This is a genomic window from Methylobacterium sp. J-070 (genome assembly GCF_022829385.1).
Taxonomy (GTDB): domain Bacteria; phylum Pseudomonadota; class Alphaproteobacteria; order Rhizobiales; family Beijerinckiaceae; genus Methylobacterium.
The window spans coordinates 107,702-129,849 of record NZ_JAKSXX010000116.1; the positions used below are offsets into that span (position 1 = coordinate 107,702).

Consider the following 22,148-nt stretch of genomic DNA (forward strand, 5'->3'; position numbering starts at 1 on the left):
GAGGCCCTTCTCGCATGACCACAGCCAAGAAGACGACGACCGCAGGCCGGCAAGGTTTCAAGACCGGCGAGGCTGTCGTGTATCCGGCCCACGGTGTCGGTCGCATCACCGCGATCGAGGAGCAGGAGATCGCGGGCTACAAGCTTGAGCTGTTCGTCGTCTCGTTCGAGAAGGACAAGATGGTCCTGCGCGTGCCGACCGCGAAGGCCAACAGCGTGGGCATGCGCAAGCTGGCCGAGCCGGAGCTGGTGAAGAAGGCGTTGGATCTGCTCACCGGCCGCGCCCGGATCAAGCGGACCATGTGGTCGCGTCGCGCCCAGGAATACGAGGCGAAGATCAACTCGGGCGACCTGCTCTCGGTCACCGAGGTGGTGCGCGACCTGTTCCGCTCCGAGGCGCAGCCCGAGCAATCCTATTCCGAGCGGCAGCTCTACGAGGCGGCCCTGGACCGGATCGTGCGCGAGATCTCCTCGGTCAACCGCATCACCGAGACCGAAGCCCTGAAGCTGATCGAGCAGAGCTTGGCGAAGTCGCCGCGCCGGGTGAAGAGCGAGGCGGAAGCGGAGCCCGAGGCCGAGAGCGAGGGCGACGATATCCAGGAGGAGGCCGCCTGAGGCTCACGCCTCAGCGCAGGCACCATCGAACCCGGCCCCCGCGGCCGGGTTTTTTCATGCGCCGCGCGCTGGACGACGGCGCGCCGAGATCCATCTTGTCCTGACCGAACACGTTTTCGTGGCTGTCCGGCTGTCGCATTGTGAGACGCGTCGGCGGAACTTTCGCGTTGAGCCTTCCGTTGTCGCTGGCCTGGCGCCGCCTTGCGGCGGTGCCTGCGCGCTGGACGACGGGTCCGGCGCCGCAACAGCACTCGACAACAAGAGGCAGGCGGAATGGCTGAGATCGCGGGAATTCGACGTCAGTTCATACGGACCGCGATGGAGGCGCCGTTCCTGGCGCGGGAAGAGGAACGCGGCCTCGCCGTCCGTTGGAAGGACGAGCGCGACGAGCGCGCCCTGCACCGTCTGATCTCGGCCCATATGCGCCTCGTCATAGCTCTGGCGGGGCGTTTCCGTCACTACGGCCTGCCGATGGCCGATCTCGTCCAGGAGGGCCATGTCGGCCTGATGGAGGCCGCAGCCCGTTTCGAGCCGGAGCGGGACGTCCGGTTCTCCACCTACGCCACATGGTGGATCCGGGCGTCGATCCAGGATTACATCCTGCGCAACTGGTCGATCGTGCGCGGGGGGACGTCGTCCGCCCAGAAGGCCCTGTTCTTCAACCTGCGCCGGTTGCGGGCCCGCCTCATGCAATCCACCGAGGAGCATGTCGGCGACGAGATCCATCGCCGCATCGCCAGCGCCATCGGTGTCTCGCGCGACGACGTCGCCCTGATGGATGCGCGCCTGTCCGGCCCCGACATGTCGCTCAACGCCCCCGTGGGCGAGGACAGCGAGGCCTCCTCGGAGCGCATGGACTTCCTGGTGGACGGCGCGGCGCTTCCGGACGAGACGGTCAGCGCGACCGTCGACGGCGAGCGACGCCTCAGCTGGCTGCAGCAGGCCCTCACGGTCCTGTCCGAGCGGGAATTGCGCATCCTGCGGGAGCGGCGCCTCGCCGAGGATCAGGCGACGCTGGAGGCGCTGGGACAGCGGCTCGGGATCTCCAAGGAGCGCGTCCGGCAGATCGAGAACCGCGCGCTCGAGAAGCTGCGCCGTGCCCTGGCCGACCGGTTCCCGGCCGCCACCGGCAGCCCGCATATCGGCTGATCGATACGACGCAGGCGTCTGAACGGAGCCCGGCCCATGGCCGGGCTTTTCCCGTTTCGGATCACACGTCATCCGGACGGAGGCGCGGGGCCCGTTCGGTCCGCCCACCCGGCGAAGCGACACCGGGCAGCGCGGCATCGGCATGCGGGGCGTCCCTTTGACTGTGCGTGCGAGGATGGCGCGGCGAACCGAGCGCTCATCCGCAGGCCGCGCAGCGCCTACGCGCCCTGGATCGCCGCCTCGCGCCGCTCCCGCCGCTTGCGGCGCCGGCCCGGCTCGGGCGTGGCGTCGAGCCAGATCACCAGGGCCAGGGCGATCAGCGCCGGCACGCCGAGGGCGAGGAACGATCCCGTCCAGCCGAACAGGCCGTAGGACAGGCCCCCGTACCACCCCGACAGGGCGCCCCCGACCCCCTGCACCGCGTTGACGCTGCCGAGCGCCGTCTGCGTGCGTCCGGACCCCCAGGTCAGGTCCGCCACCACCACCGGCACCGCCACCCCGACGATCCCGGAGGCCACGCCGTCGAGGATCTCGGCGGAGATGAGCCAGAGCGGGTCGTCGATCAGGCCGGAGAGGACCGCCCGCACGGGCAGCACCGCGAAGGCGACCATCAGGATCTGGCGGCGGCCGCGCTTGTCCGCCAGCGATCCGGCGAACAGCGCCACCGGAACCATCACGAGCTGCGCCACCATCACGTAGCGGGCCGTCCAGGTGGTGGCGTCCGCGGCCGTCGCCACGAGCTTCTGCCCGAGCAACGAGAGCATGCCGCCGTTGCCGAGGTTGAACAGCGTCAGCGCCACGGTCAGCACCAGGAGCCGGCGGTTGCCCAGGACCTGGCGGATGCCGCTGCGCTCAGGCTCGTCCTCCGAATCCTCCTGCCAACCGACCGCCCGGCGACGGTTCCACGCACCGGCCGGCGTCGTCAGGGTGGCGGCGATCGCCAGGACCGCCATGCCGCCCAGCACCCAGAAGGCGATGGCCGGTCCGAACGTGCCCGTGCCGAGGCTGATGCCGCCGGCCGCGACCAGGATCCCCACATGGTTGAAGGCCTGGTTGCGGCCCTGCTGCCTGGGAAACCCGTCCTTCCCGACGATCCCCAGGGTGAGGGCTGCGACGGCCGGGAGCAGCAGCGTGCCGCCGGCTGCCGCGAGGAGCTGGGCGCACAGCACCGCCGGCAGGCTGCGTGCCGGCAGCAGCAACAGCGTGCCGGCCAGGATCGCCCCGCAGGCGAGCGCGATCAGCAGGCGGGGCCGGGGGAACCGGTCGACCAGGGCGCCGAACGGACCGCTCAGGAACAGCGTGCCGAATCCGACGAGCGTCACGACGAAGCCGACCCGCGCGGGGCTCCACCCGGCGGACTGCGCCAGCCACGTGCCCAGAAACGGGCCCAGGCCGCCCTGGATGTCGCCGATGAACAGGTTGATCAGCGCGAGGTGAGCGGTGGGGGCCATGCGATCCGGGAGCGGTTTCGGGCCCCGCACCTGGACTCCCGCCTCCGAACGGTCAAGCCCGGGATGCCGCCGCACGGGCCGCCGGGAGGTCGACGGAGCTCCCGCTCACGGATCCGGCGGCCCGTACTGCATCCCGCCGTCCCCGAACGACCAGTTCTCCGGTGCGACCTCGACGAGGTTCACGAAGACGTTGCCGGGTCTCACGCCGGGATCGCGCCCGAGATTGCGGGCGATCGCCCGGTAGAGCGCGCGCTTCTGGTCGGGGGCCCGGGTCGCGTTGGCGGTGATCTGGATCAGCACCAGATCGGCGTCCCGCACGATGCCGAGATAGTGGCGCCCGAAGGCGAAGTCCGCCTCCCCGTGCTCGTGGACGACGGCGAACAGGTCGTCCTCCGGCACCGCGAAGCTCTCGCGCAGGGCGGCGTAGACACCGGCGATCAGCGCGGCGCGGTAGTCCGGGCTCTTGCCGGCGTGCAGGGAGATACGGGTCAGGGGCATGGGACGGGCTCCTCAGGCCGGGACGGCGACGTGCCGCAGGACCGCGATCCCGGGGGCGGCGAGGTGGACGATCTCGGCGGTGCCGGCGGTCGGCATGCCGGCGCGCAGAACGAAGCGGACCAGCCGCCAGCCGGCGGGATCGAGACCCGACACGACGGCGAGGACGTCCGGTTGCGCGGACAGGGCCGCGCCCTGCTCCGCTTCGGCGCGCCGCTCGGCAGCCAGGTCGGCATCCGCCGGCAGGGTCCGCTCGGCGATGGCGAGGCTGCGGGCTCCCGATGCCGGACCGCGGCTGACGGCGAAGGGCAGCCATAGGTCGGTCCGCGGCCGGCCGAAGGTCTCGATCACGGCCCCGAAGGCGGGACCGGCGAAGAACTCGGCCGCCGCGGCCGGATCGCGCCAGAGGTAGAGCGACGCGTAGGCGTTCGCGGCCGCGCCGCGATTCCGGTCCTCCACCGTGAAAGCCTTGAAGACGAGGCCGGGCGCATCGTCCCAGAGCGGGCCCCGGGCCGCGATGCGGTCGCGGATCCGGTCCATGTCGTAATCGGCCGGCAGCCGGTGCCGGTAGCGGGCGAGAATCATCCTGTCCTCCGGGATCGTCCCGGACGCAGGCTTGCACCCGCTCGCAATTACAGAAAGATATGATTGGCTATATCTGCCATTACGGAACCGTCATGCTGCCGCGCGCCGAGACCCTGCTGGACATCGAGGGCGTGCGCGCCTTCGTGCGGGTGGTCGACCTCGCGAGCTTCACCCGCGCCGCGGATTCGCTGGCGACCTCCCAGGCCGCCATCAGCCTGCGGGTGAAACGGCTCGAGGACCGGCTGGGACTGCGCCTGGTGGACCGGACGCCCCGCCACGTGGCGCCGACGCCCCGCGGCGCCAAGTTCCTGCCCTCGGCCCGGCGACTGCTGGAGGCCCATGCCCGCGCCGTGGCGGATCTGGCGGACGTGCCCCCGCCGCGGCTCAGCCTCGGGATCAGCGACCACGTGGCGGGCCCGGATCTGCCGGGCCGGCTCGCCCGGCTCGGCCTCGACGGAATGGGTGTCGTGCCGGAGGTGACGATCCTGCCGTCGCGCGACCTGGGCTCCGTCTTCGCGGCGGGCCGCTTCGACGCGGTGCTGGTGCGCGCCGAGACCGGCGACCCGGCGGAGCCGGAGGGCGGCACAATCCTGGCGGCGGAGCGGCTCTGCTGGTTCGCCGCGCCGGCCTTCGCCTGGGACCGGGAGACGGGGCGGCCGCTGCTTCTGGCGACCCTGGCGGGCCCCTGCAATGTCCGGATGTCGGCCGAGGCGGCCCTCGACGCGGCCGGCCTGCCCTGGCGGGAGGCGTTCGTCGGCGGCGGTGTCGCCGCGGTCGGCGCCGCCGTGGCAGCGGGGCTCGCGGTGGCGGCGCTCGCACCGAGCACGGCCCCGGCCGGGGTGGTGGAGTCCGGAGACCGCCTCGGCCTGCCCGAACTCCCCCTCACCCGGATCGTGCTGCACGCCCGCCCCCTGCGGGGGCCGGCCGCGGAGGCCCTGCGCGCGCTGGCCGCGGCCTATCGCGGTGCCGGCGGCCGCTGACGGCCGACCCCGGCCGCCCTCTCAGGACGCGAGGGGACCCTGCGCGCCCTGCTGCTCCATCATCTTCTGGCGGTAGAGGCCGACGAAGTCGATCGGATCGATGTACAGGGGCGGGAAGCCGCCGTTGCGGACCGCCTCGGCCACGATCTGGCGTGCGAAGGGGAAGAGCAGGCGCGGGCACTCGATCATGACCGCCGGATGGATCTGGTCGGACGGGATGTTGAGCAGGCGGAACACGCCCGCGTACGTCACCTCGAAGGCGAAGAGCACGTCGCTCTGGATCTTCGCGTCGCCCTCCAGCTTGAGTTCGACCTCGAAGTCGGTTTCGGAGAGCTGCGCCGCGTTGACGTTCACCTGGATGTTGATCTGGGGTCCCTGACCCTCCTTGGGCTGCAGGGAGCCCGGCGCGTTCGGATTCTCGAAGGAGAGATCTTTCGTGTACTGCGCCAGGGCGTTGATCGTCGGCACATCGCCCTGCGGCATGCCGCCGCCGTTACCGTTCGCTGCCGGGGAGTCGGCCATGCGGGTCATCCTTCTCGATCGGCCGGCACGGCCGGCGCGGGTTGTCTCAGCGGGAGCCGCTGAATCGCGCTGCGGAACGGCCCAAACCGAAGCGCCGCTAACACGCGCATCGAGCCTGGACAAGCGAGCTGGCGTGGCGCTGGCGGCGGCGGCTCCGGCGACCCATATCGGATCGGGCGTCGCGCACGGCACGGATACAACCGGCTCGCTCCGGACGCGTTGGTCGGATATGAGTCGCCAGGACCATGCGCGCTTAGCCGGCGCCGCACCGCGCACGACCTGAGCAAGGGGCACAGGGTCGCGCCGCGGCCACCATCGGATCGGTGATGCAGGATAGTTTCGACGTTACGACGATCATCTTTCTCGCGCTCGCGGTCTTCGTGATCTGGCGTCTGCGCTCGGTGCTCGGCCAGAAGACCGGCGCCGAGCGTTCGCCGTTCAAGCCTGTCGACCGCAGCCGCACCGAGCCGCAGGCCCGCAGCGAGGGGGACAACGTCGTCCGGCTGCCCGGCGCCGACCGGGTTCAGGCCGCCGCCGCTCCGGCCGCCGCGCCGCGCGACTGGCGCGGGATCGCCGAGCCGGGCTCGGAGATCTCCCGCGGCCTCGAGGCCTGCGTCCAGGCCGAGCCCGGCTTCGATCCGCGGGCCTTCCTGGAGGGCGCCAAATCCGCCTACGAGGCCATCATGATCGCCTTCGCCAAGGGCGACCGGAAGACCCTGCGCGGGCTCCTCTCCAAGGAGGTCGGGGAGGCTTTCGAGCGGGCGATCGCCGAGCGGGAGCGCAACCGTCAGACCCTGGAGACGACCTTCGTCTCCATCGACAAGGCCGAGATCGTGGCCGTCGAGGTGCGTAACCGCGTCGCGCAGATCACCGTGCGCTTCCTGTCGAACCTCATCACCGCCACCCGCAGCGCCGAGGGCAAGGTGGTGGATGGCAGCGCCGAGACCGTGGTCGAGGTGCCGGATGTCTGGACCTTCGCCCGCACCCTGGGCTCGCGCGACCCGAACTGGCAGCTCGTGGCCACCGAGGCCGGCGCCTGACTGCGTGACAGCCTTGCCGTGCCGCCCCCGCGCGCTTGGTCCGGAGCCGTCCCGGCCGCCCTCTTCGCCCTGCTCACCGGCGCTTCCGCCGCCCCGTCCCGGACGGTCGGCGACGCGGTTCTGATCCCGGTCGCCGTCGAGGCCCTGCCGGGCTTTCCCGGCCCGGAGCCGGCCGCGGCGCTGGACGCCTTCCGCCGGGTCTGCGGCGCGCCGGCGCCGGCTTTGCCGCAGCCCGCGGGCGTCGCGGGCGATCCGGCCGCCCTCGCCGGGGCCTGTGCGGCCGCCGCGGGGGACGTCGCCGACGCTGCCGCCTTCTTCCGGGATCACTTCGACCCCTTCCGGGTGGAGCGGCCGGGATCCGAGCGGCCCGGCTTCCTGACGGGCTACTTCGAGCCGGAACTCACCGGATCACTCACGCCGGGCCCGGATTTCCCGACACCGGTCCTCGCCCGCCCCGACGACCTCGTCTCCCTCGGCCCCGGCGAGACCCGCCCCGGCCTCGACCCCGCCCTGCGCGCCGCCCGGGCCACGGCGGACGGGTTCGCGCCCTACCCGGATCGCGCCGCGATCGAGGACGGGGCCCTCGGACCGCGCGCGAAACCGATCCTGTGGCTTCGCGACACCGTCGACCTGCTGGTGCTGCAGGTGCAGGGCTCCGGGCGCGTCCGCCTGCCCGACGGCCGCGCGGTGCGGGTCCTGTACGACGGCCGGAATGGGCGGCCCTACACGGCGGTCGCCAAGCTGATCGTGCAGGAGGGTCTCCTGCCCCTGGAGGGCCTGACGCTCGCCCGCTGGACGGGGTGGCTGCGCGAGAATCCCGACGCCGCCAGACGTCTGATCCGGTCGAACGCGTCCTACATCTTCTTCCGCCTCGCCGCGGTCGCGGATCCGGCCCTCGGGCCGCCGGGGGCCGCCAACGCACCCCTCAGCCCGGGCCGCAGCCTCGCGGTCGATGCGGGCCTGTGGCGCTACGGGCTGCCGTTCTGGCTCGCGGGCCGGCTCCCAGGCGGTGCGCCGGACGCGGCCGGTCGTCTCGTGATCGCCGCCGACACCGGATCGGCGATCGTCGGCCCGGCCCGGGGCGACCTCTTCATCGGGACCGGCGAGCCGGCCGGCATCGCCGCCGGGGACCTGCGCGATGCGGTCGGCTTCGTGGTGCTGCTCCCGAAGGCCAATGCGGTACGCGGAGGCACCCCGTGAGGCCGCCCCGACGCGGACGCCGGCTTTCCGCCGGCGAGACCAGGCTCTGGGAGGCGATCGCCAAGCTGGTGACGCCGCTGCCGGGCCGCGCGGCGCCGGCGCCGGAGGCCGCGTCCGTCCCGGCGCCCCCGAGCGCGGTGATGCCGGCGCTGACCGACCCGGTCCTCGAACCCGGGGCGCCCCCCGTCGCCAGGACGCGTCCGGCCAAGAACGCCAAGGCCAAGACGCTTCCCCCCAGGCCGCCGCCGGAGCAGCCGTCGCGTCCCGCGACCGCCGCGCCCTATCAGGCTCCGGTCCAGCGCCACGCCCCCGGCGCGGGTCTCGAGCGGACCGCCAAGGTCGGCCTGCGCCGCGGACGCCTCGCGATCGACGCGCGGATCGACCTGCACGGGATGCTGCAGGCGGAGGCCCACGCCGCCCTCACGGGCTTCCTGCTCCGGGCCCGGGCGGCGGGGCACGCCTACGTGCTCGTCGTCACCGGCAAGGGCGGGCCCGGCTACTCCGAGGCCTTCTCCGAGCGCGGCGTGCTCCGCCGCAGCGTGCCGCACTGGCTCCGGGGACCGGAGCTGCGCGGGCTCGTCCTCGGGTTCGAGGAGGCCGCCCGTCACCACGGCGGTGCCGGGGCGCTCTACGTCCGTCTGCGTCGGCGCTAGGGGTTTTAGGAGGCGCTTCGCCTGTCGGGGATAGGGCCGGTGCAGGATGACGCGCGACACCCTTCCCTAGACGCGGCAAACCGCGCGACGCTGCCGCCGTTGCCACGGCCGCCGATCCCCCCGATATCCGGCGCGGGCGCCCTTCGCGCCGTGCATGCAAGCCGCGAGAGAGATGCCGGAGCTTCCCGAGGTCGAGACGGTGCGGCGGGGGCTGGCGCCCGCCCTGGTCGGCGCCCGCTTCAGCCGGGTCACCCTGCGCCGGGCCAACCTGCGGTTCCCGTTTCCGGAGCGCTTCGCGGCCCGGCTGGAGGGGCGCGCCGTCACGGGACTCGCGCGCCGGGCGAAGTACCTCACGGCCGAACTCGATTCGGGCGAGACGCTGATCATGCATCTCGGCATGAGCGGCCGGTTCGACGTGGCGTTGCCCGATGGCAGCAACCTGTCCCCGGGGGACTTCTATCTCGAGGGTGCGCAGGGCACGCCCAAGCACGACCACGTGGTGATGGCGATGAGCACCGGCGCCACCGTCACCTACAACGATGCCCGCCGCTTCGGCTTCATGGACCTCGTGCCGAGCCGCGACCTCGCCGCCTGTCGCCACTTCGCCCAGATGGGAATCGAACCCCTCGACGGGCTGACCGGCGCGGTGATCGCGGGGCTGTTCCGCCACAAGATCGCGCCGCTGAAGGCCGCGCTCCTGGATCAGCGCCTCATCGCCGGCCTGGGCAACATCTACGTCTGCGAGGCCCTGCACCGGGCGCGCCTGCACCCGGAGGCCCCGGCCGGAAGCCTCGCGAAGGCCGACGGGCGTCCGACACCGAAGGCCAACGCCCTGGCGAAGGCGATCGTCGCGGTCCTGGAGGAGGCCGTCGCGGCAGGCGGCTCGACCCTGCGCGACTACGCCCACACGGATGGCAGCGCGGGCGCCTTCCAGCACGCCTTCCGGGTCTACGACCGGGTCGGACTGGCCTGCAGCCGGCCGGGCTGCGGCGGATCGATCGCCCGGATCGTCCAGGCCAACCGCTCGACGTTCTTCTGCGCGACCTGTCAGCCCCCGGGCTGAGCGCGACGATCCGCGCCGCGCCGCGCCGCAGGACGGCAATTTCGCCACAAACCCGGCTAGGGTCGCAGGCCTCGACGTGCGCACCCGGTTGCGGGCAGCCGATCCCGGCCCGCGACGCCTGACGGGTCGCGCGGGCCCAGACAGGATCCCGATGTTCTTCCGCCGCTCCAAGTTGCCCGCGCCCGAGCGCCTCGTGCAGGACCCGACGGACGAGCCCGCCCTGCCGCAGCGGCTCTCGCCGCGCTCGCCCGGCGAGGCGATCAAGCCCACGGTCGCGCCCCCGCCCCCGGAGCGGCCCGAGCGGGAGCGGAGCGGTCTCGTGGGCGTCGTCAGCGGGGCGCTGACCTTCGCGGTCGTCATCGCCATCATGGCGATGATCGGCATCACCCTGTTCCAGCGGCAGGTGCGCGAGACGGGGCCGCTCGCGGCCGACAAGGTCGTGGTGATCCCGACGCACAGCGGCACCGGCGAGATCGCCGAAACCCTGAAGCGCGAGGGCGTGATCGACCATACCGGGCTGTTCGAGTTCGCCGCCCGCTTCGGCGGCCGGCCCGCCCTCCGGGCCGGCGAGTACGTGTTCAAGGCGCATGCCAGCATCGCCGACACCCTCGACACGATCGCCACCGGGCGGCAGGTGCAGCACGCCATCACCTTCCCGGAGGGCCTGACCTCCGAGCAGATCGTGAGCCGCCTCAACGACAACGACGTGCTCACCGGCGAGATCGGCGACATCCCCGCGGAGGGCACGCTCCTGCCCGACACCTACAAGTTCGAGCGCGGCGCCACCCGCCAGCAGATCGTCAACCTGATGAAGGCCAAGCAGCGCGAGGTGCTGAACCAGATCTGGCTGCGTCGGAGCGCCGACGTGCCGGTGCGGACGCCGGCCGAGATGGTCACCCTCGCCTCCATCGTCGAGAAGGAGACCGGCCGCGCCGACGAGCGCCCGCGGGTGGCCGGCGTGTTCATCAACCGCCTCAACAAGCGGATGAAGCTGCAATCCGACCCGACCATCGTGTACGGGCTCGTGGGCGGCCGCGGCACGCTCGGCCGCGGCATCATGCGCTCCGAGATCGACCGGCCGACCCCCTACAACACCTACGTGATCGAGGGCCTGCCCCCGGGCCCGATCGCCAATCCCGGCAAGGCCGCCCTGGAGGCGGTGGCCAACCCGTCGCGGACCAAGGACCTCTACTTCGTGGCCGACGGCAGCGGCGGCCACGCCTTCGCCGACTCCCTCGAAGGGCACCAGCGCAACGTCGCCCGCTGGCGGGCGGTGGAGAAGGGCCGGCAGGCGCCGCCGGATGCCGTCGACAAGGTCGAGCCGGGTCCCGACCCGGCCACGCCGGGACGCGCCTCGGCCTTCGCGCCGGGCGGCCCGTCCGCCGGGGCGGGGATCAACACGAACGCGGCCTTCGCCCTCGACACCGGCACGCCGAGTCCCCGGGCCTTCGACGCCTCGGAGGGTACGCGCCTCGATCCGCTGAAGAACCGCAGCTACGATCTGGGTTCACCGAAATCCGTGCCCGCGCTCAGCGAGCCGACGCCCGCGCCCCGCGGCCGGCGCTGAGCCTTAGGCGGACGCTCCCGCAGAACACCGTCGGGGCTCGGTTGATCCGGCAGACCTCGGCACCCGCCGCGGCGGACGGGCGGGATCGGCCCCTCCGGGGATGGCCCCCGAACGACGCCCGAAGCGCGTGACGCCTCGGACTGGACGGACGCTCCGCCGTTCCGGACGGTTCCGGCAACGCGCCTCGGTCGTGGATGCGCCGCTCCGCCTCTTCCCCCCGGGACGATCCGTGCTACAGGCCCCGATCTTCTGAGGGAGGGGGGTCGGGATGGCCCAGATCGCGAGCATGACCGGCTTCGCCCGGGCGGCCGGCACCACCGGGCCGGTGCATTGGGCCTGGGAGGTCCGCAGCGTCAATGGGCGCGGCCTCGACGTGCGCGTCCGGATGCCGGCCGGCTATGACGGGCTCGGCGAGACCGCCCGCAGCGCCCTGCAGAAGTCCCTGTCCCGCGGTCAATGCCAGCTGACCCTGATCCTGACCAAGCCCGAGACGACCGCGCGGGTGCGGATCAACGAGGCCCTGCTGGCGCGCCTCGCGCAGGCCGTGGCGCGGGTTCCGGTCCCAGACGGCGTCGCCCCCGCGACGCTGGACGGCCTGCTGGGCCTGCGCGGCGTGATCGAGGTCGAGGACGAGGCGGCGGAGACCGAAACACTCGCGCACGATCTGGCCGCCGGGGTGGTCCGGCTGGTGGCCGATCTCGTCGAGGCCCGCGGCGCCGAGGGGCGCCAGCTCGAACGGGTCGTCACCGCCCAGGTCGACCGGATCGCCGCGTTGACACAGGCCGCGGAGGAGAACCCGGCACGGCAGCCCGAGGCGGTGCGGGCGCGGCTGAGGGCGGCCGTCGAGGCGCTGGGTGGCAGCGGTCTCGATCCGGATCGGCTGCACCAGGAGGCCATGCTGCTCGCCGGCAAGGCGGACATACGCGAGGAGCTCGACCGGCTCCGCGCGCACGTCGACAGCGCCCGGGACCTCCTGGCGGCCGGCGGCGCCATCGGCCGCCGGCTCGACTTCCTGGCGCAGGAATTCGGCCGCGAGGCCAACACCTTGTGCGCCAAGGCCAACGACATCAGCCTGTCGCGGATCGGCCTCGACCTGAAGGCCGTGGTCGAGCAGTTCCGCGAGCAGGTCCAGAACATCGAATGACGGGTCGAGACGTGAGGGAATGGATGCGACACGCCGCGGAGCCACGCGCATGACCGAACCGGCCGGAGGCGTCTCCGAACCCATCGCGCGGCGCGGGCTGATCCTGATCCTGTCGTCGCCCTCCGGGGCGGGCAAGACCACGTTGACGCGGGCCATCGCGCAGGATCCGGCCTGGGCGCTCGACCTGTCGATCTCGGTGACCACGCGGGCCCGCCGTCCCTCCGAGATCGACGGACGCCATTATCATTTCATCGAGCGCGACGCCTTCGAGGACCTGCGCAGCCGCGACGACCTGCTCGAGTGGGCCGAGGTCCACGGCAATTTCTACGGGACGCCCCGACGGCCGGTGGAGAAGGTGCTCGGGGCCGGCCGGGACATGATCTTCGACATCGACTACCAGGGCACCCGGCAGGTGCGCTCCAAGCTCGCCCAGGACGTCGTGACGGTCTTCATCCTCCCGCCCAGCATGGCCGAACTGCGCCAGCGCCTGGAACGCCGGGCGGAGGACTCGGCCGATACGATCGAGAGGCGCCTCGCCAATGCCCGGACGGAGATCCAGCGCTGGGTCGAGTACGACTACGTCCTCGTCAACGACGACCTCCAGAACGCCTTCCGGGCCCTTCAGGGTATCCTGGCGGCCGAGCGGCTGAAGCGGGCGCGCCGGACCGGGCTGGCGGCGTTCGTGGACAGGCTGCTGGCGGAGACGCCGTAGGGCACGGCGGACTCGTCGACGCGCCCTTTTCCCGGGCGCAGGGAGCGCCAGCGGACTGCGACCCGGGATCCAGCACATACGGTTGCGAAGAAGGCCTCGGCATCGCCATCGTCGATCCCGTCCCGGCCCGGGACCTGAGCGGGTTGCCGATCGTCCTGCGGCGCTTCGGCCCCGAAATCGCGATCGACACCCCCCTGCTGCGCCCGGCGGGTCGGCCGCCGAGCCGATTGGCCATCTCCTTGCGGAGCGGGGCGCGCTGGGGTGACGCGCGCGGGTCAGCCCGCGACCGGCCCGGCGCAGAGCCACGTGCGCATCGCCGCGAAGGTCGTCACCGCCGCCGCCGTCAGGGCCGCCTCCGCGGACGGATCGGCCGCGTAGGTTTCGAGCCGGCCCCGCAGGGTCGCCCACATCGGCCCCGCCGCCGCGCCGTGGGCCCGGTAATAGGCGAGCCCGTCGCCCGAGAACCCGTGCAGGCCCGCGATATGCCGGCCGATCACCTGGCCGCCCAGCGTGGAGCCCTCCAGCACGTAGAGCGCCCCCGTCGCGGCGGCGGGACCGCCGAGGACCGGAACGGCCGGTCGGGGGAGCGCGGTGATCGCCTCCGGTGCGAGGCCCAGATGGCCGAGGTCGGCGGCCAGGCGGGCGAGGCGGCGGCGCGGTGCGAGGAACGGCTCGTCCGCGAGGCCCGCCCCGATCGCCGACTCCCAGACGGCGTGGAAGCCGTGGAGCCGTGCCAGCAGGTCGCGATAGCCCGGCAGCGTCGCCACCCGGGCCCGCCAGTCGAGGGTGTCCTCGAGGGCGCGATGGGCCGGGCCGGTCGCGGCGCGCAGGCGCGCGTGGACGCTGTCGCCCGGGATCGGGTTGTCCGGACTCACGCGGTGATCGTGAAGCAGGCGCCGGGATTGTTGGCGACGTCGAGCCGGGCGTTGATCTGGTCGAGCATGGCCCGGATCAGCTTCATCCCCAGGCCCGAGCCCTTGCCGCGCGCCTTGGCGTCGGCCCAATCGTCGGGCAGGCCGGCGCCGTCGTCGCAGACCCGGAGCTGCACCGCGCCGGGGCCGGCGGCCGAGACGCTGACCTCGACCCGGCCGCCGCCCGCCGGGTTGGCGGCGTACTTGAAGGCGTTGGTCACCAGTTCCGTGGCGATCAGCGAGAGCGCCACGGCCTTGCGATAGGGAACCATCAGGCCGGGCTCCGCCGAGAGATCGACGGCGTGGCCCTCGCCGGCGAGCCCCGCGAGGTCGTTGCACAGGCTCTCGAGGGTCTGCCCCAGATCGACCTCGTCGAAACGCTCCGCCTGGTACAGGCTGTCGTGCACCCGCGCGACGCTCATCACCCGGGCGGAGGTGTCGGCGAAGGCCTGCCGGGCCGCGCCGTCGGCGATCTGGCGGCGCTGCATCAGCAGGAAGGCCGAGACGATCTGCAGGGAGTTCTTCACCCGGTGGTCGATCTCCCGGGTGAGGAGGTCCTTCTGCTCGAGCAGACGCTCCTTCTCGGCGAGCAGGCTGGTGAGCTCGTCGATCTTGCGGCGCTGGCGCAGCACCACGCCCTCCACGGCCTCCGCCATGGAGCCGGCGAGCTGGACCTGCCACTCCGCCCAGGGACCGGCGAACCCGGTGCGCTCCTCGATCCAGCGCTCGAAGGACCGCCGCGGCAGGACCGCCACCGGGCCGCTGCCCGCGAGCACCGGCTTGCGCGGGTCGCCGCCCCAGGTGACCGTGCTCGGCACTTCGGGGCGGAACCAGAGCAGAAGGTTCTCCCGCGACTCGTCCACGAAGGTGGCGAGCAGGCCGCTGGCGATCTCGCGATACGGCGCGGCCTCCGGGTACTCGGACGTGAAGCTGCTGCTGCTGTAGCTGCGTTCGCCCGCGGGCACGCGCTCGCGCAGCCAGCCGGCGATCGCCGTCACCAGCGCGGCCGGCGGCGTCCGGCCGATCAGCGTGACCCGCTCACCCGAGACGATCCCCGCCCCCGTGGGGCTGAACAGGTCGAGGAGGGTCGTCGTGCCGCCGGTCAGCGCCGCCACGAAGTCGTCGGAGCGGGTCAGCTCGCGGACGAGCCGGCCCTCGACGTCGAGATGCGCCTGCCGCTCGGCCCAGAGACGACGCGACTCGATTTCCTGCACCCGCATGGCGAACGCGTCGGTGAGGACCGTCGCGGCCGCGCGGGTCTCCGGCGTCACGTAGTGCGGCCGGCGATGGTGCCCGATCATCAGACCCCAGAGCCGACCCTCGACCATGATCGAGATCGACATCGAGCCGTTCACGCCGAGGTTGCGCTGATATTCCAAATGGATCGGCGAGAGCGTCCGGTGCTGGGCGAAGGTCAGGTCGATCGGGGCGTTGCCGCCTCCGGGCGCCGCCACCAGCCCGACCGGAACGCTGTCGCGGTCGATCACGAAGCGGCTCTTGGCCCGGGTGTAGAGGGCCCGGGCCTGGGCGGGGATGTCGGAGGCGGGGAAACGCAGACCCAGCAGGCTGCGCGACCAGTCGGGCGTCTTGTCCTCGGCCACCGCCTCGCCGTTCCAGTCCGCATCGAAGCGGTAGACCAGCACCGCCTCGAACCGGGTGAGCGCACGGATCTCCAGGGCGGCGATCCGGGCGGCCTCCACCAGGGTCGCGGCCTCGCGCAGCCGCCCGACGGCGAGTTCGATGTCGACCTGGCTCGCGGTCGCGAAATCGTCCGCCGAGTCGGGCTCAAGCTCCAGCTCGACGATGAGGCGGCCGGCATGCGCGTGGGCGACGGCGAAGTAGGGGCTGCCTGAGCCCGGAAGCGCCAGCCGGTGCCGCACCGAGCGGCCGTCATCCAGCGTCCCGCTCGCCAGCCGCGCCCGGATCGTCTCGACGAAGTCCGCCGGCAGCACCTCGGCCAGGGGCCGTCCCGTCAGCGGCGGTTCGACGGGATCGACGATCTCGGAGACGTTGGCCGAATAGGCGAGCACCTCGAGGGTCACGGCATCGGCCGCCAGCATCACGGCATTGGGCTGGATCGAGCCGGGGATGTGGATCGGCTCGCGCTCGCAGAGGCTGGCATCCACCGGTTCGGCCCGGACCCGCCGCCCGATCGCCGCCATCACGGCCTCCCGCGACAGGCCGGCCCCGAGGCTCTCGAGCGGATCGATGGTAAGCCATGTCACCGGGCCGCCCCCGGCGACCTGCCCGTGACGCATGCGGACGCGCGCCCGCAGGGGCTGCGGCAGCCGGCCGAAGACGTAGTCGAAGCTCTCGTCCAGGGCCCCGCGGCGCGCCCCCGCCAGAAATCGGCCGCGGAAGCCCGGGACGTTGGTGCCCGGCATCACGTCACGGAAATAGTCGCGCCCGAGAACCGAATCGCGGGACAGACCTGAAATCGCGCTCGCGCCCTCGCTGAAGACCACGACGGTACCGGCCGGATCCAGGCCGATTACGCCCTGGTCCAGGTGGTCGAGCGCATCGGGTGCGAGCGCGTCGAAATCGACGCCGTTATCGAGCGTCTGGTTCGACGGCATCAGAGGCGAAACCGGCTCATCCGGACGGGTATGGCGGTGAGATCGATCGAGCGCAATGGTTCAGGTCGCGATACCATCACCGACCTGTCAAGTTACGTATGATGATAGACATAACGCTGCCAAGTCCTTCTTCAACCGTGGGGTGGTATAGAGGTCGATCCTGCACGTCTTGCGCGTTAAGCCCATCTGTAACCGCGTAGGTGAGGAGGTGAGCGAGATGCTCCACGGAGGGACCGAACATCTCGCCGCCGAGCAGCCGCCCCCTTCGATCGGCCCAGATCCTCATGCCGCCGCGGTTGCGACCCTCGACACGGGCGCGGCCCTGATCGGAGAAATCCAGATGCCCGATGACGCGGCCCTCCGCCTCGGGATCGTAAGGTGCGCCAATCGCCGCAGCCTGAGGATGCGTGAACACCATCGCCAGGCTCGTCCACGGGGCGGGTGCTTCGGTCGGGCGTCCGGCGGCCAGGGCGGCCGCATTGGTCCCGGCGATGGTCCCCTGGCGGCGCGCCTCGTGCAGCACGGGGCGCCAGGCATCAGCGTCGCCCGCGATCAGGATCGGGGCGCCCGCGCAGACGAGGCTGCGAGGGTCGAAGTCCGGAACGCCGCGCGCGTCGAGGCGCAGGCCGGTCGATTCCAGTCCCAGCCGCTCCAGGTTGGGTGACCGGCCGGTGGCGGCGAGCACCCGCGACGCCCGCGTGATCCGTTCGTGCCCGTCCCGGTCGGTCCATCGCAGGGTCGCGCCGTCGCCATCCGGCGCGGCGGCGAGAACCTCGGCACCGAGATGCAGGTCCAGCTCCGTCCTGAAGATCTCGGCGGCCTGACGCGCGAGGTCGGGCTCGCACAGGCCGGCGACGTTGGCGCCCGCATCGATCACCGTGACGGCGACACCGAGGCGCGCCATGGCCTGGGCGATCTCGATGCCGACCGCACCGGCCCCGAGGACCGCCAGCGAATCCGGCAGATCGGGGATCTCGAACAGGGTGTCGGTGGTCAGGAGACGATCGCCGAGCCCGCGCAGCGGCTCGGGCACGATCGGGCTCGAACCCGTCGCGATGACCGCGGCCCGGAAGCGGATCCGCGTGTGATCGTCGACGGCGAGGGTTCGATCGTCCGCGAAGCGCGCGCTGCCCGCGATCCGGACGTCCTCGGGAAGCGATTCGAGCCCGTCGCGCACGCCGCCGACGAACCGGTCGCGCTCGGCGCGAAGGCGCCCGAGAACGGCGCGGCCATCCACCGAGACGTCCGACACCCGGATCCCGAACAGGTCCGTGTTGCGCGCCGCGTGGGCCGCCCCGCCGGCTGCGATGAGCAGCTTGGAGGGCATGCACCCCACCCGCGCGCAGGTGGTCCCACCGGGGCCGCGCTCGATCAGCACGGCGCGGGCGCCGGCGGCAGCGGCGGCACGATAGGCGGCGATGCCGGCAGTCCCGGCACCGATCACCGCCACATCGTACTCGAGTTCGCGCATCGTCGCCCCGGATCGCCAGCCGGGGCCAAAGCCTTAAGGCCTAGGTTCGTTCCACCTGCGCGGACGCGTCCCAGGCCGGGCCGGACCGGCGCTCCGCGCGATCCGTCACGGACCGCGCGGGACCGGGCGCTCAGGCGTCGCGGTTGGGGGCGGTGCCGCCGAGGTGGAACACCCGATGGGGCACGAGTTCGCCGCGCGCGACGTCGCCGACGGCGACCAGGATGCCCCCGCAGGTGGCGAAAGCCTTGCCGTCGATGGGCGCGTCGCGGCCCCGCAGGATCACCGGCTGGCCGCGCATCAGGCGCAGGCCGAGATCGCGCGAGACCACCACCTCGGGGATCGCGTCGAGGGCCGTCTCCACCGGGCGCAGATGCGCGAGCGCGGCCTCGGCGGTGCCGTCGGTGAGGGCGGTGACCGGGCAGGCCTCCGCCTCTGAGAACGGTCCGACGCGGGTCCGGCGCAGGGCCGCGACGTGGCCGAAGCAGCCGAGCATCCGGCCGAGGTCGCGGGCGAGGGCGCGCACGTACGTGCCCTTGCCGCACTCCGCCTCGATGACCGTGCGGGAACCGTCATGCTCCACCACCGCAAGCCGGTCGATCTGGACAGGCCGGGCGACGAGCTCCACGACCTCGCCCTCCCGGGCGAGGTCGTAGGCGCGCTCGCCCTGGATCTTGATGGCCGAGTAGCGCGGCGGCACCTGCTCGATCGCCCCCACGAAGGCCGGCAGCGCCGCCTCCACCGCCGCGCGGTCGGGACGGGCCTCGCTGGAGGCCACAGGGCGTCCCTCGGCGTCGTCGGTGTCGGTCTCGACGCCCCATTGCACGGTGAACCGGTAGGCCTTGCGGCCGTCCATGACGAAGGGGACGGTCTTGGTCGCCTCGCCCAGCGCGATCGGCAGGATGCCCGACGCCAGCGGGTCGAGGGTCCCGGCATGGCCGGCCTTCTTGGCGTTGAAGGCGCGCTTCACCACGGCGACGGCATGGGTCGAGGTCATGCCGACATGCTTGTCGAGGATCACCCAGCCCGAGACGTCCCGGCGCTTGGGCCGGTCGGGACGCGGTCCGCGCTGCGGGCGACGGCCCTCCGGGGCCCGCGACTCGCCCCCCGGGCTCATGGCCGGACCCAGGGCCGGACGCTCGCCCGGCGGATGATCTTCGATGGAAACCGTCATGTCCTCGCGTCCCCGGGGGATCTGCCCCGTCCCTTTATTCTTCGGTGTTCGGGATCAATGCCCCGGTCCGGGCTCCGGTTCGTCGCCGTCCTGATCCGGACCGAGATCGCGCTGCACACGCTCGTTCCGGAGCAGTTTGTCGATGCGCGCCGCCTCGTCGAAGGTCTCGTCGCGGCGGAAGCGCAGTTCGGGCGCGAATTTCAGGTTCACGCGCCGCGCCACCTCCTGGCGCAGCACCTTCCGGTGGCGCTCCAGGGCGGCGATCACCGGCGCCTCGTCGAGGCCGCCGAGCGGCATCACGTAGGCGGTGGCGAGCTTCAGGTCCGGGGACATCCGGACCTCCGGTACGGTCACGACATGCGTCCCGAGCACCGGATCCTGGATGTCCCCGCGCTGAAGCACCTCCGCGAGGGCGTGGCGCACGAGTTCGGCCACGCGCTGCTGGCGCTGCGAGGGGCCGGTGGAGGTCGGTTTCTGGGCCATTCTGTCTCGGGCCGGCGCCGCAGTGGCGGACGGCTACGTCCTGGAAAAAAAGAAAAGACGGCCGCGGCAAGTGCCGCGGCCGCCCTGACCGGAACGGATCCGGACTATCAGAGGGTGCGGCGGATCTCCTCGACCCGGTAGCACTCGATGGTGTCGCCCGCGCGCATGTTCTCGAAGTTCTCGAAGGCCATGCCGCACTCCTGGCCGGAGGTGACCTCCTTCGCGTCGTCCTTGAACCGCTTGAGGGTCTTCAGCTTGCCCTCGTGGATCACGACGCTGTCGCGGATGAGGCGGACATGGGCACCGCGCTCCACGATGCCGTCGGTGACGCGGCAACCCGCGACCTTGCCGACCTTGGAGACCTCGAACACCTCTTGGATCGACGCCTCGCCCAGGCGCTCCTCGCGGAGCGTCGGCGGCAGCATCCCCGACAACGTGGCTTTGATGTCGTCCACGAGGTCGTAGATGATGTTGTAGTACCGGATCTCGATGCCGGACCGCTCGGCGGCCTCGCGGGCCTCCTTGAGGGCGCGGACATTGAAGCCGATCACCACCGCCTTCGAGGCCTGCGCCAGGGTGATGTCCGACTCGGTGATGCCGCCGACGCCCGACAGGAGGATGCGGGCCGCGACCTCGTCGTTGCCGAGCTTCTCCAGGGCGCCCGAGATCGCCTCGACCGAACCCTGCACGTCGCCCTTGATGACGACCGGCAGCTCCTTGCGGCCGGCGCCTTCCTTGAGGTCGCGCATCATGTCGACCAGCGAGCGGTTGGCACCGCCGGTCCGGGCGTTCTGACGCTCGCGCTTCTGACGGGCGCGGTACTCGGTGACCTCGCGGGCGCGGGCCTCGTTCGGCACCACGGTCACGCGATCGCCGGCATCGGGCGTGCCGTTGAAGCCCAGCACCTCCACGGGCACCGACGGGCCGGCGTACTGCACGTTCTCGCCCAGGTCGTCGATCAGGGCGCGCACGCGGCCCCACTCGGCGCCGGCCACGACGATGTCGCCGGTGAACAGGGTGCCGCGCTGGACCAGCACGGTCGCCACCGGGCCACGACCGCGGTCGAGCTGGGCCTCGATGACCGTGCCCTCGCCGTCGCGCTTCTCGTTGGCGCGCAGGTTCATGATCTCGGCCTGGATCTGGATGCCCTCCAGCAGCTCCGGCAGACCGTCGCCGGTCTTGGCCGAGACCTCGAATTCCAGGGTCTCGCCGCCCATCGACTCGACCTGGATGTCGTGCTGCAGCAGCTCCGTGCGGACCCGCTGCGGGTTCGCGTCCGGCTTGTCGATCTTGTTGACCGCGATGATCATCGGGACGCCGGCCGCCTTGGCGTGCTGGATCGCCTCGATGGTCTGGGGCATCACGCCGTCATCGGCCGCCACCACGATCACCACGATGTCGGTGACCTTGGCGCCGCGGGCGCGCATCGACGTGAACGCCGCGTGGCCCGGGGTGTCGATGAAGGTGATCATGTCGCCGGACGGCGACGCGACCTGATAGGCGCCGATATGCTGGGTGATGCCGCCGGCCTCGCCCTCGACCACGTTCGCCTTGCGGATCGCGTCGAGCAGCGACGTCTTGCCGTGATCGACGTGGCCCATGATGGTGACCACCGGCGGACGGGGATCGAGATCCTCCTCCAGATCCGGCTCGTCGGAGGACAGGCCCTCCTCGACGTCGGACTCGGCGACCCGGCGGACCGTGTGGCCGAGCTCCTCGGCGATGAGCTGGGCGGTGTCCGAGTCGATCACGTCGGTGATCTTGTGGATCTCGCCCTGCTTCATCAGCATGCGGATCACGTCCACGGCCCGCTCCGACATGCGGTTGGCGAGTTCCTGGATGGTGATCGTCTCGGGGATCGTCACCTCGCGGGACAGCTTCTCCTTCTGCTCCACGTGGCCGCGGCCGCTCATGCGCTGCTGGCGGCGGCGGAACGAGGCCACCGAGCGGGTGCGCTCGTCCTCGCCCGACGTGGCCGTGGCGATGGTCAGGCGGCCGCGGTTGCGGTCGCCGCCCGGCGACTTCGGCGTCTTGGGCGGCGTGATGATCTTGAGCGGCATGCCGGGCCGGCGGATCACCCGCTTCGTCTCGGACTCGTCCTCGTTGGTCTGCGCACCGCGGCCGGCGGCCGGACGCGCGGCGGCGCCTCCGGCGGGACGCGCGGCGGTCGTCGGCGTCGCGCTCTTCTCCGGCTCCGGCGCCGGGGCCGGACGGGCCATGAAGTTCAGGTCGCGGGGCTTGCGCGTGTCCGCGGTGATCGTGCGGCGCGGCTCACCCGTGGACGGCCGCGGCGTCAGCGGCGGCCGGGGGGCGGCCGGTGCGGCGGCGGGGCGGGCGGCCGCCGGACGCGCGGCTTCCGCC

The 22,148-nt window shown here is 72.3% G+C and carries 20 protein-coding genes; 10 read left to right on the forward strand and 10 right to left on the reverse strand.

Features of this window, described 5'->3' with window-relative positions; all coding sequences use genetic code 11:
- Positions 1–14: 14 nt before the first annotated feature.
- Entirely contained in the window at positions 15–614 is a 600-nt protein-coding gene (locus MKL01_RS09595; protein ID WP_243904984.1) for a CarD family transcriptional regulator, read from the forward strand.
- Positions 615–887: 273 nt separating this feature from the next.
- Positions 888–1,763, forward strand: coding sequence for an RNA polymerase factor sigma-32 (locus MKL01_RS09600; RefSeq protein WP_243904985.1), 876 nt, complete (start codon positions 888–890; stop codon positions 1,761–1,763).
- Between the two features lie 218 nt (positions 1,764–1,981).
- Here MKL01_RS09600 and MKL01_RS09605 read toward each other — a convergent pair whose 3' ends face one another.
- From MKL01_RS09605 to MKL01_RS09615, 3 genes are all read right to left on the reverse strand, one after another.
- Positions 1,982–3,214, reverse strand: a complete 1,233-nt coding sequence (locus tag MKL01_RS09605; protein ID WP_243904986.1) for an MFS transporter — start codon at positions 3,212–3,214, stop codon at positions 1,982–1,984.
- A gap of 105 nt (positions 3,215–3,319) precedes the next feature.
- Positions 3,320–3,712, reverse strand: a complete 393-nt coding sequence (locus MKL01_RS09610) for a tautomerase family protein (protein ID WP_243904987.1) — start codon at positions 3,710–3,712, stop codon at positions 3,320–3,322.
- Positions 3,713–3,724: 12 nt separating this feature from the next.
- Positions 3,725–4,294 (reverse strand): DUF4865 family protein, encoded by a 570-nt coding sequence (locus MKL01_RS09615; protein ID WP_243904988.1) that lies wholly within the window; start codon positions 4,292–4,294, stop codon positions 3,725–3,727.
- Positions 4,295–4,386: 92 nt separating this feature from the next.
- Between MKL01_RS09615 and MKL01_RS09620 the strand changes: the two genes are divergently transcribed.
- Positions 4,387–5,274, forward strand: coding sequence for a LysR family transcriptional regulator (locus tag MKL01_RS09620; protein ID WP_243904989.1), 888 nt, complete (start codon positions 4,387–4,389; stop codon positions 5,272–5,274).
- Positions 5,275–5,295: 21 nt separating this feature from the next.
- On the opposite strand, the gene secB is transcribed toward MKL01_RS09620, so the two are convergent.
- Positions 5,296–5,796, reverse strand: a complete 501-nt coding sequence (secB, locus tag MKL01_RS09625) for a protein-export chaperone SecB (RefSeq protein ID WP_243904990.1) — start codon at positions 5,794–5,796, stop codon at positions 5,296–5,298.
- Positions 5,797–6,122: 326 nt separating this feature from the next.
- On the opposite strand from secB, the gene MKL01_RS09630 reads away from it, so the two are divergent.
- The 7 genes from MKL01_RS09630 (at position 6,123) to gmk (ending at position 13,175) form a co-directional block, all read left to right on the forward strand.
- On the forward strand, positions 6,123–6,836 hold the full coding sequence (locus MKL01_RS09630) for a Tim44/TimA family putative adaptor protein (protein ID WP_243904991.1): 714 nt from the start codon (positions 6,123–6,125) through the stop codon (positions 6,834–6,836).
- 18 nt (positions 6,837–6,854) lie between these two features.
- On the forward strand, positions 6,855–8,036 hold the full coding sequence (locus tag MKL01_RS09635; RefSeq protein WP_243904992.1) for a murein transglycosylase A: 1,182 nt from the start codon (positions 6,855–6,857) through the stop codon (positions 8,034–8,036).
- Complete coding sequence (locus tag MKL01_RS09640) at positions 8,033–8,689, forward strand: Smr/MutS family protein (protein WP_243904993.1); 657 nt, start codon at positions 8,033–8,035, stop codon at positions 8,687–8,689. The genes MKL01_RS09635 and MKL01_RS09640 overlap by 4 nt, the downstream gene beginning before the upstream one ends.
- 172 nt (positions 8,690–8,861) lie before the next feature.
- On the forward strand, positions 8,862–9,752 hold the full coding sequence (gene mutM, locus MKL01_RS09645) for a bifunctional DNA-formamidopyrimidine glycosylase/DNA-(apurinic or apyrimidinic site) lyase (RefSeq protein ID WP_243904994.1): 891 nt from the start codon (positions 8,862–8,864) through the stop codon (positions 9,750–9,752).
- Between the two features lie 151 nt (positions 9,753–9,903).
- A complete protein-coding gene (gene mltG, locus MKL01_RS09650; protein ID WP_243904995.1) occupies positions 9,904–11,319 on the forward strand; it encodes an endolytic transglycosylase MltG in 1,416 nt (471 codons plus the stop codon).
- A 268-nt stretch (positions 11,320–11,587) separates the two neighbouring features.
- Entirely contained in the window at positions 11,588–12,463 is an 876-nt protein-coding gene (locus MKL01_RS09655) for a YicC/YloC family endoribonuclease (protein ID WP_243904996.1), read from the forward strand.
- A 49-nt stretch (positions 12,464–12,512) separates the two neighbouring features.
- Positions 12,513–13,175, forward strand: coding sequence for a guanylate kinase (gmk, locus tag MKL01_RS09660; protein WP_243904997.1), 663 nt, complete (start codon positions 12,513–12,515; stop codon positions 13,173–13,175).
- A gap of 275 nt (positions 13,176–13,450) precedes the next feature.
- Here the strand turns inward: gmk and MKL01_RS09665 are convergent, their stop codons facing one another.
- From MKL01_RS09665 to infB, 6 genes are all read right to left on the reverse strand, one after another.
- Complete coding sequence (locus MKL01_RS09665) at positions 13,451–14,050, reverse strand: biliverdin-producing heme oxygenase (RefSeq protein WP_243904998.1); 600 nt, start codon at positions 14,048–14,050, stop codon at positions 13,451–13,453.
- Positions 14,047–16,662, reverse strand: coding sequence for a histidine kinase dimerization/phosphoacceptor domain -containing protein (locus MKL01_RS09670; RefSeq protein ID WP_243904999.1), 2,616 nt, complete (start codon positions 16,660–16,662; stop codon positions 14,047–14,049). The genes MKL01_RS09665 and MKL01_RS09670 overlap by 4 nt, the downstream gene beginning before the upstream one ends.
- 76 nt (positions 16,663–16,738) lie before the next feature.
- Positions 16,739–18,133 carry a dihydrolipoyl dehydrogenase gene (locus tag MKL01_RS09675; RefSeq protein WP_243905000.1) on the reverse strand — a complete coding sequence of 465 codons (1,395 nt, stop codon included), beginning with the start codon at positions 18,131–18,133 and terminating at the stop codon, positions 16,739–16,741.
- Positions 18,134–18,263: 130 nt separating this feature from the next.
- The gene (gene truB / locus MKL01_RS09680; protein ID WP_409566233.1) at positions 18,264–19,304 is read right to left on the reverse strand and encodes a tRNA pseudouridine(55) synthase TruB; all 1,041 of its coding nucleotides are present in this window, start codon (positions 19,302–19,304) and stop codon (positions 18,264–18,266) included.
- Positions 19,305–19,358: 54 nt separating this feature from the next.
- Positions 19,359–19,787, reverse strand: a complete 429-nt coding sequence (gene rbfA, locus MKL01_RS09685; RefSeq protein ID WP_243905001.1) for a 30S ribosome-binding factor RbfA — start codon at positions 19,785–19,787, stop codon at positions 19,359–19,361.
- A gap of 107 nt (positions 19,788–19,894) precedes the next feature.
- Positions 19,895–22,148, reverse strand: a 2,254-nt coding sequence (infB, locus tag MKL01_RS09690) for a translation initiation factor IF-2 (protein ID WP_243905002.1), incomplete at its 5' end; no start/stop codon positions are given.

Bases quoted from the DNA above. Each gene is read 5' to 3' on its own strand.
- MKL01_RS09595 (WP_243904984.1), top strand. From the start codon at position 15: ATGACCACAGCCAAGAAGACGACGACCGCAGGCCGGCAAGGTTTCAAG.
- MKL01_RS09600 (WP_243904985.1), top strand. From the start codon at position 888: ATGGCTGAGATCGCGGGAATTCGACGTCAGTTCATACGGACCGCGATG.
- MKL01_RS09605 (WP_243904986.1), bottom strand. From the start codon at position 3,214: ATGGCCCCCACCGCTCACCTCGCGCTGATCAACCTGTTCATCGGCGAC.
- MKL01_RS09610 (WP_243904987.1), bottom strand. From the start codon at position 3,712: ATGCCCCTGACCCGTATCTCCCTGCACGCCGGCAAGAGCCCGGACTAC.
- MKL01_RS09615 (WP_243904988.1), bottom strand. From the start codon at position 4,294: ATGATTCTCGCCCGCTACCGGCACCGGCTGCCGGCCGATTACGACATG.
- MKL01_RS09620 (WP_243904989.1), top strand. From the start codon at position 4,387: ATGCTGCCGCGCGCCGAGACCCTGCTGGACATCGAGGGCGTGCGCGCC.
- secB (WP_243904990.1), bottom strand. From the start codon at position 5,796: ATGGCCGACTCCCCGGCAGCGAACGGTAACGGCGGCGGCATGCCGCAG.
- MKL01_RS09630 (WP_243904991.1), top strand. From the start codon at position 6,123: ATGCAGGATAGTTTCGACGTTACGACGATCATCTTTCTCGCGCTCGCG.
- mutM (WP_243904994.1), top strand. From the start codon at position 8,862: ATGCCGGAGCTTCCCGAGGTCGAGACGGTGCGGCGGGGGCTGGCGCCC.
- mltG (WP_243904995.1), top strand. From the start codon at position 9,904: ATGTTCTTCCGCCGCTCCAAGTTGCCCGCGCCCGAGCGCCTCGTGCAG.
- MKL01_RS09655 (WP_243904996.1), top strand. From the start codon at position 11,588: ATGGCCCAGATCGCGAGCATGACCGGCTTCGCCCGGGCGGCCGGCACC.
- gmk (WP_243904997.1), top strand. From the start codon at position 12,513: ATGACCGAACCGGCCGGAGGCGTCTCCGAACCCATCGCGCGGCGCGGG.
- MKL01_RS09670 (WP_243904999.1), bottom strand. From the start codon at position 16,662: ATGCCGTCGAACCAGACGCTCGATAACGGCGTCGATTTCGACGCGCTC.
- MKL01_RS09675 (WP_243905000.1), bottom strand. From the start codon at position 18,133: ATGCGCGAACTCGAGTACGATGTGGCGGTGATCGGTGCCGGGACTGCC.
- truB (WP_409566233.1), bottom strand. From the start codon at position 19,304: ATGACGGTTTCCATCGAAGATCATCCGCCGGGCGAGCGTCCGGCCCTG.
- rbfA (WP_243905001.1), bottom strand. From the start codon at position 19,787: ATGGCCCAGAAACCGACCTCCACCGGCCCCTCGCAGCGCCAGCAGCGC.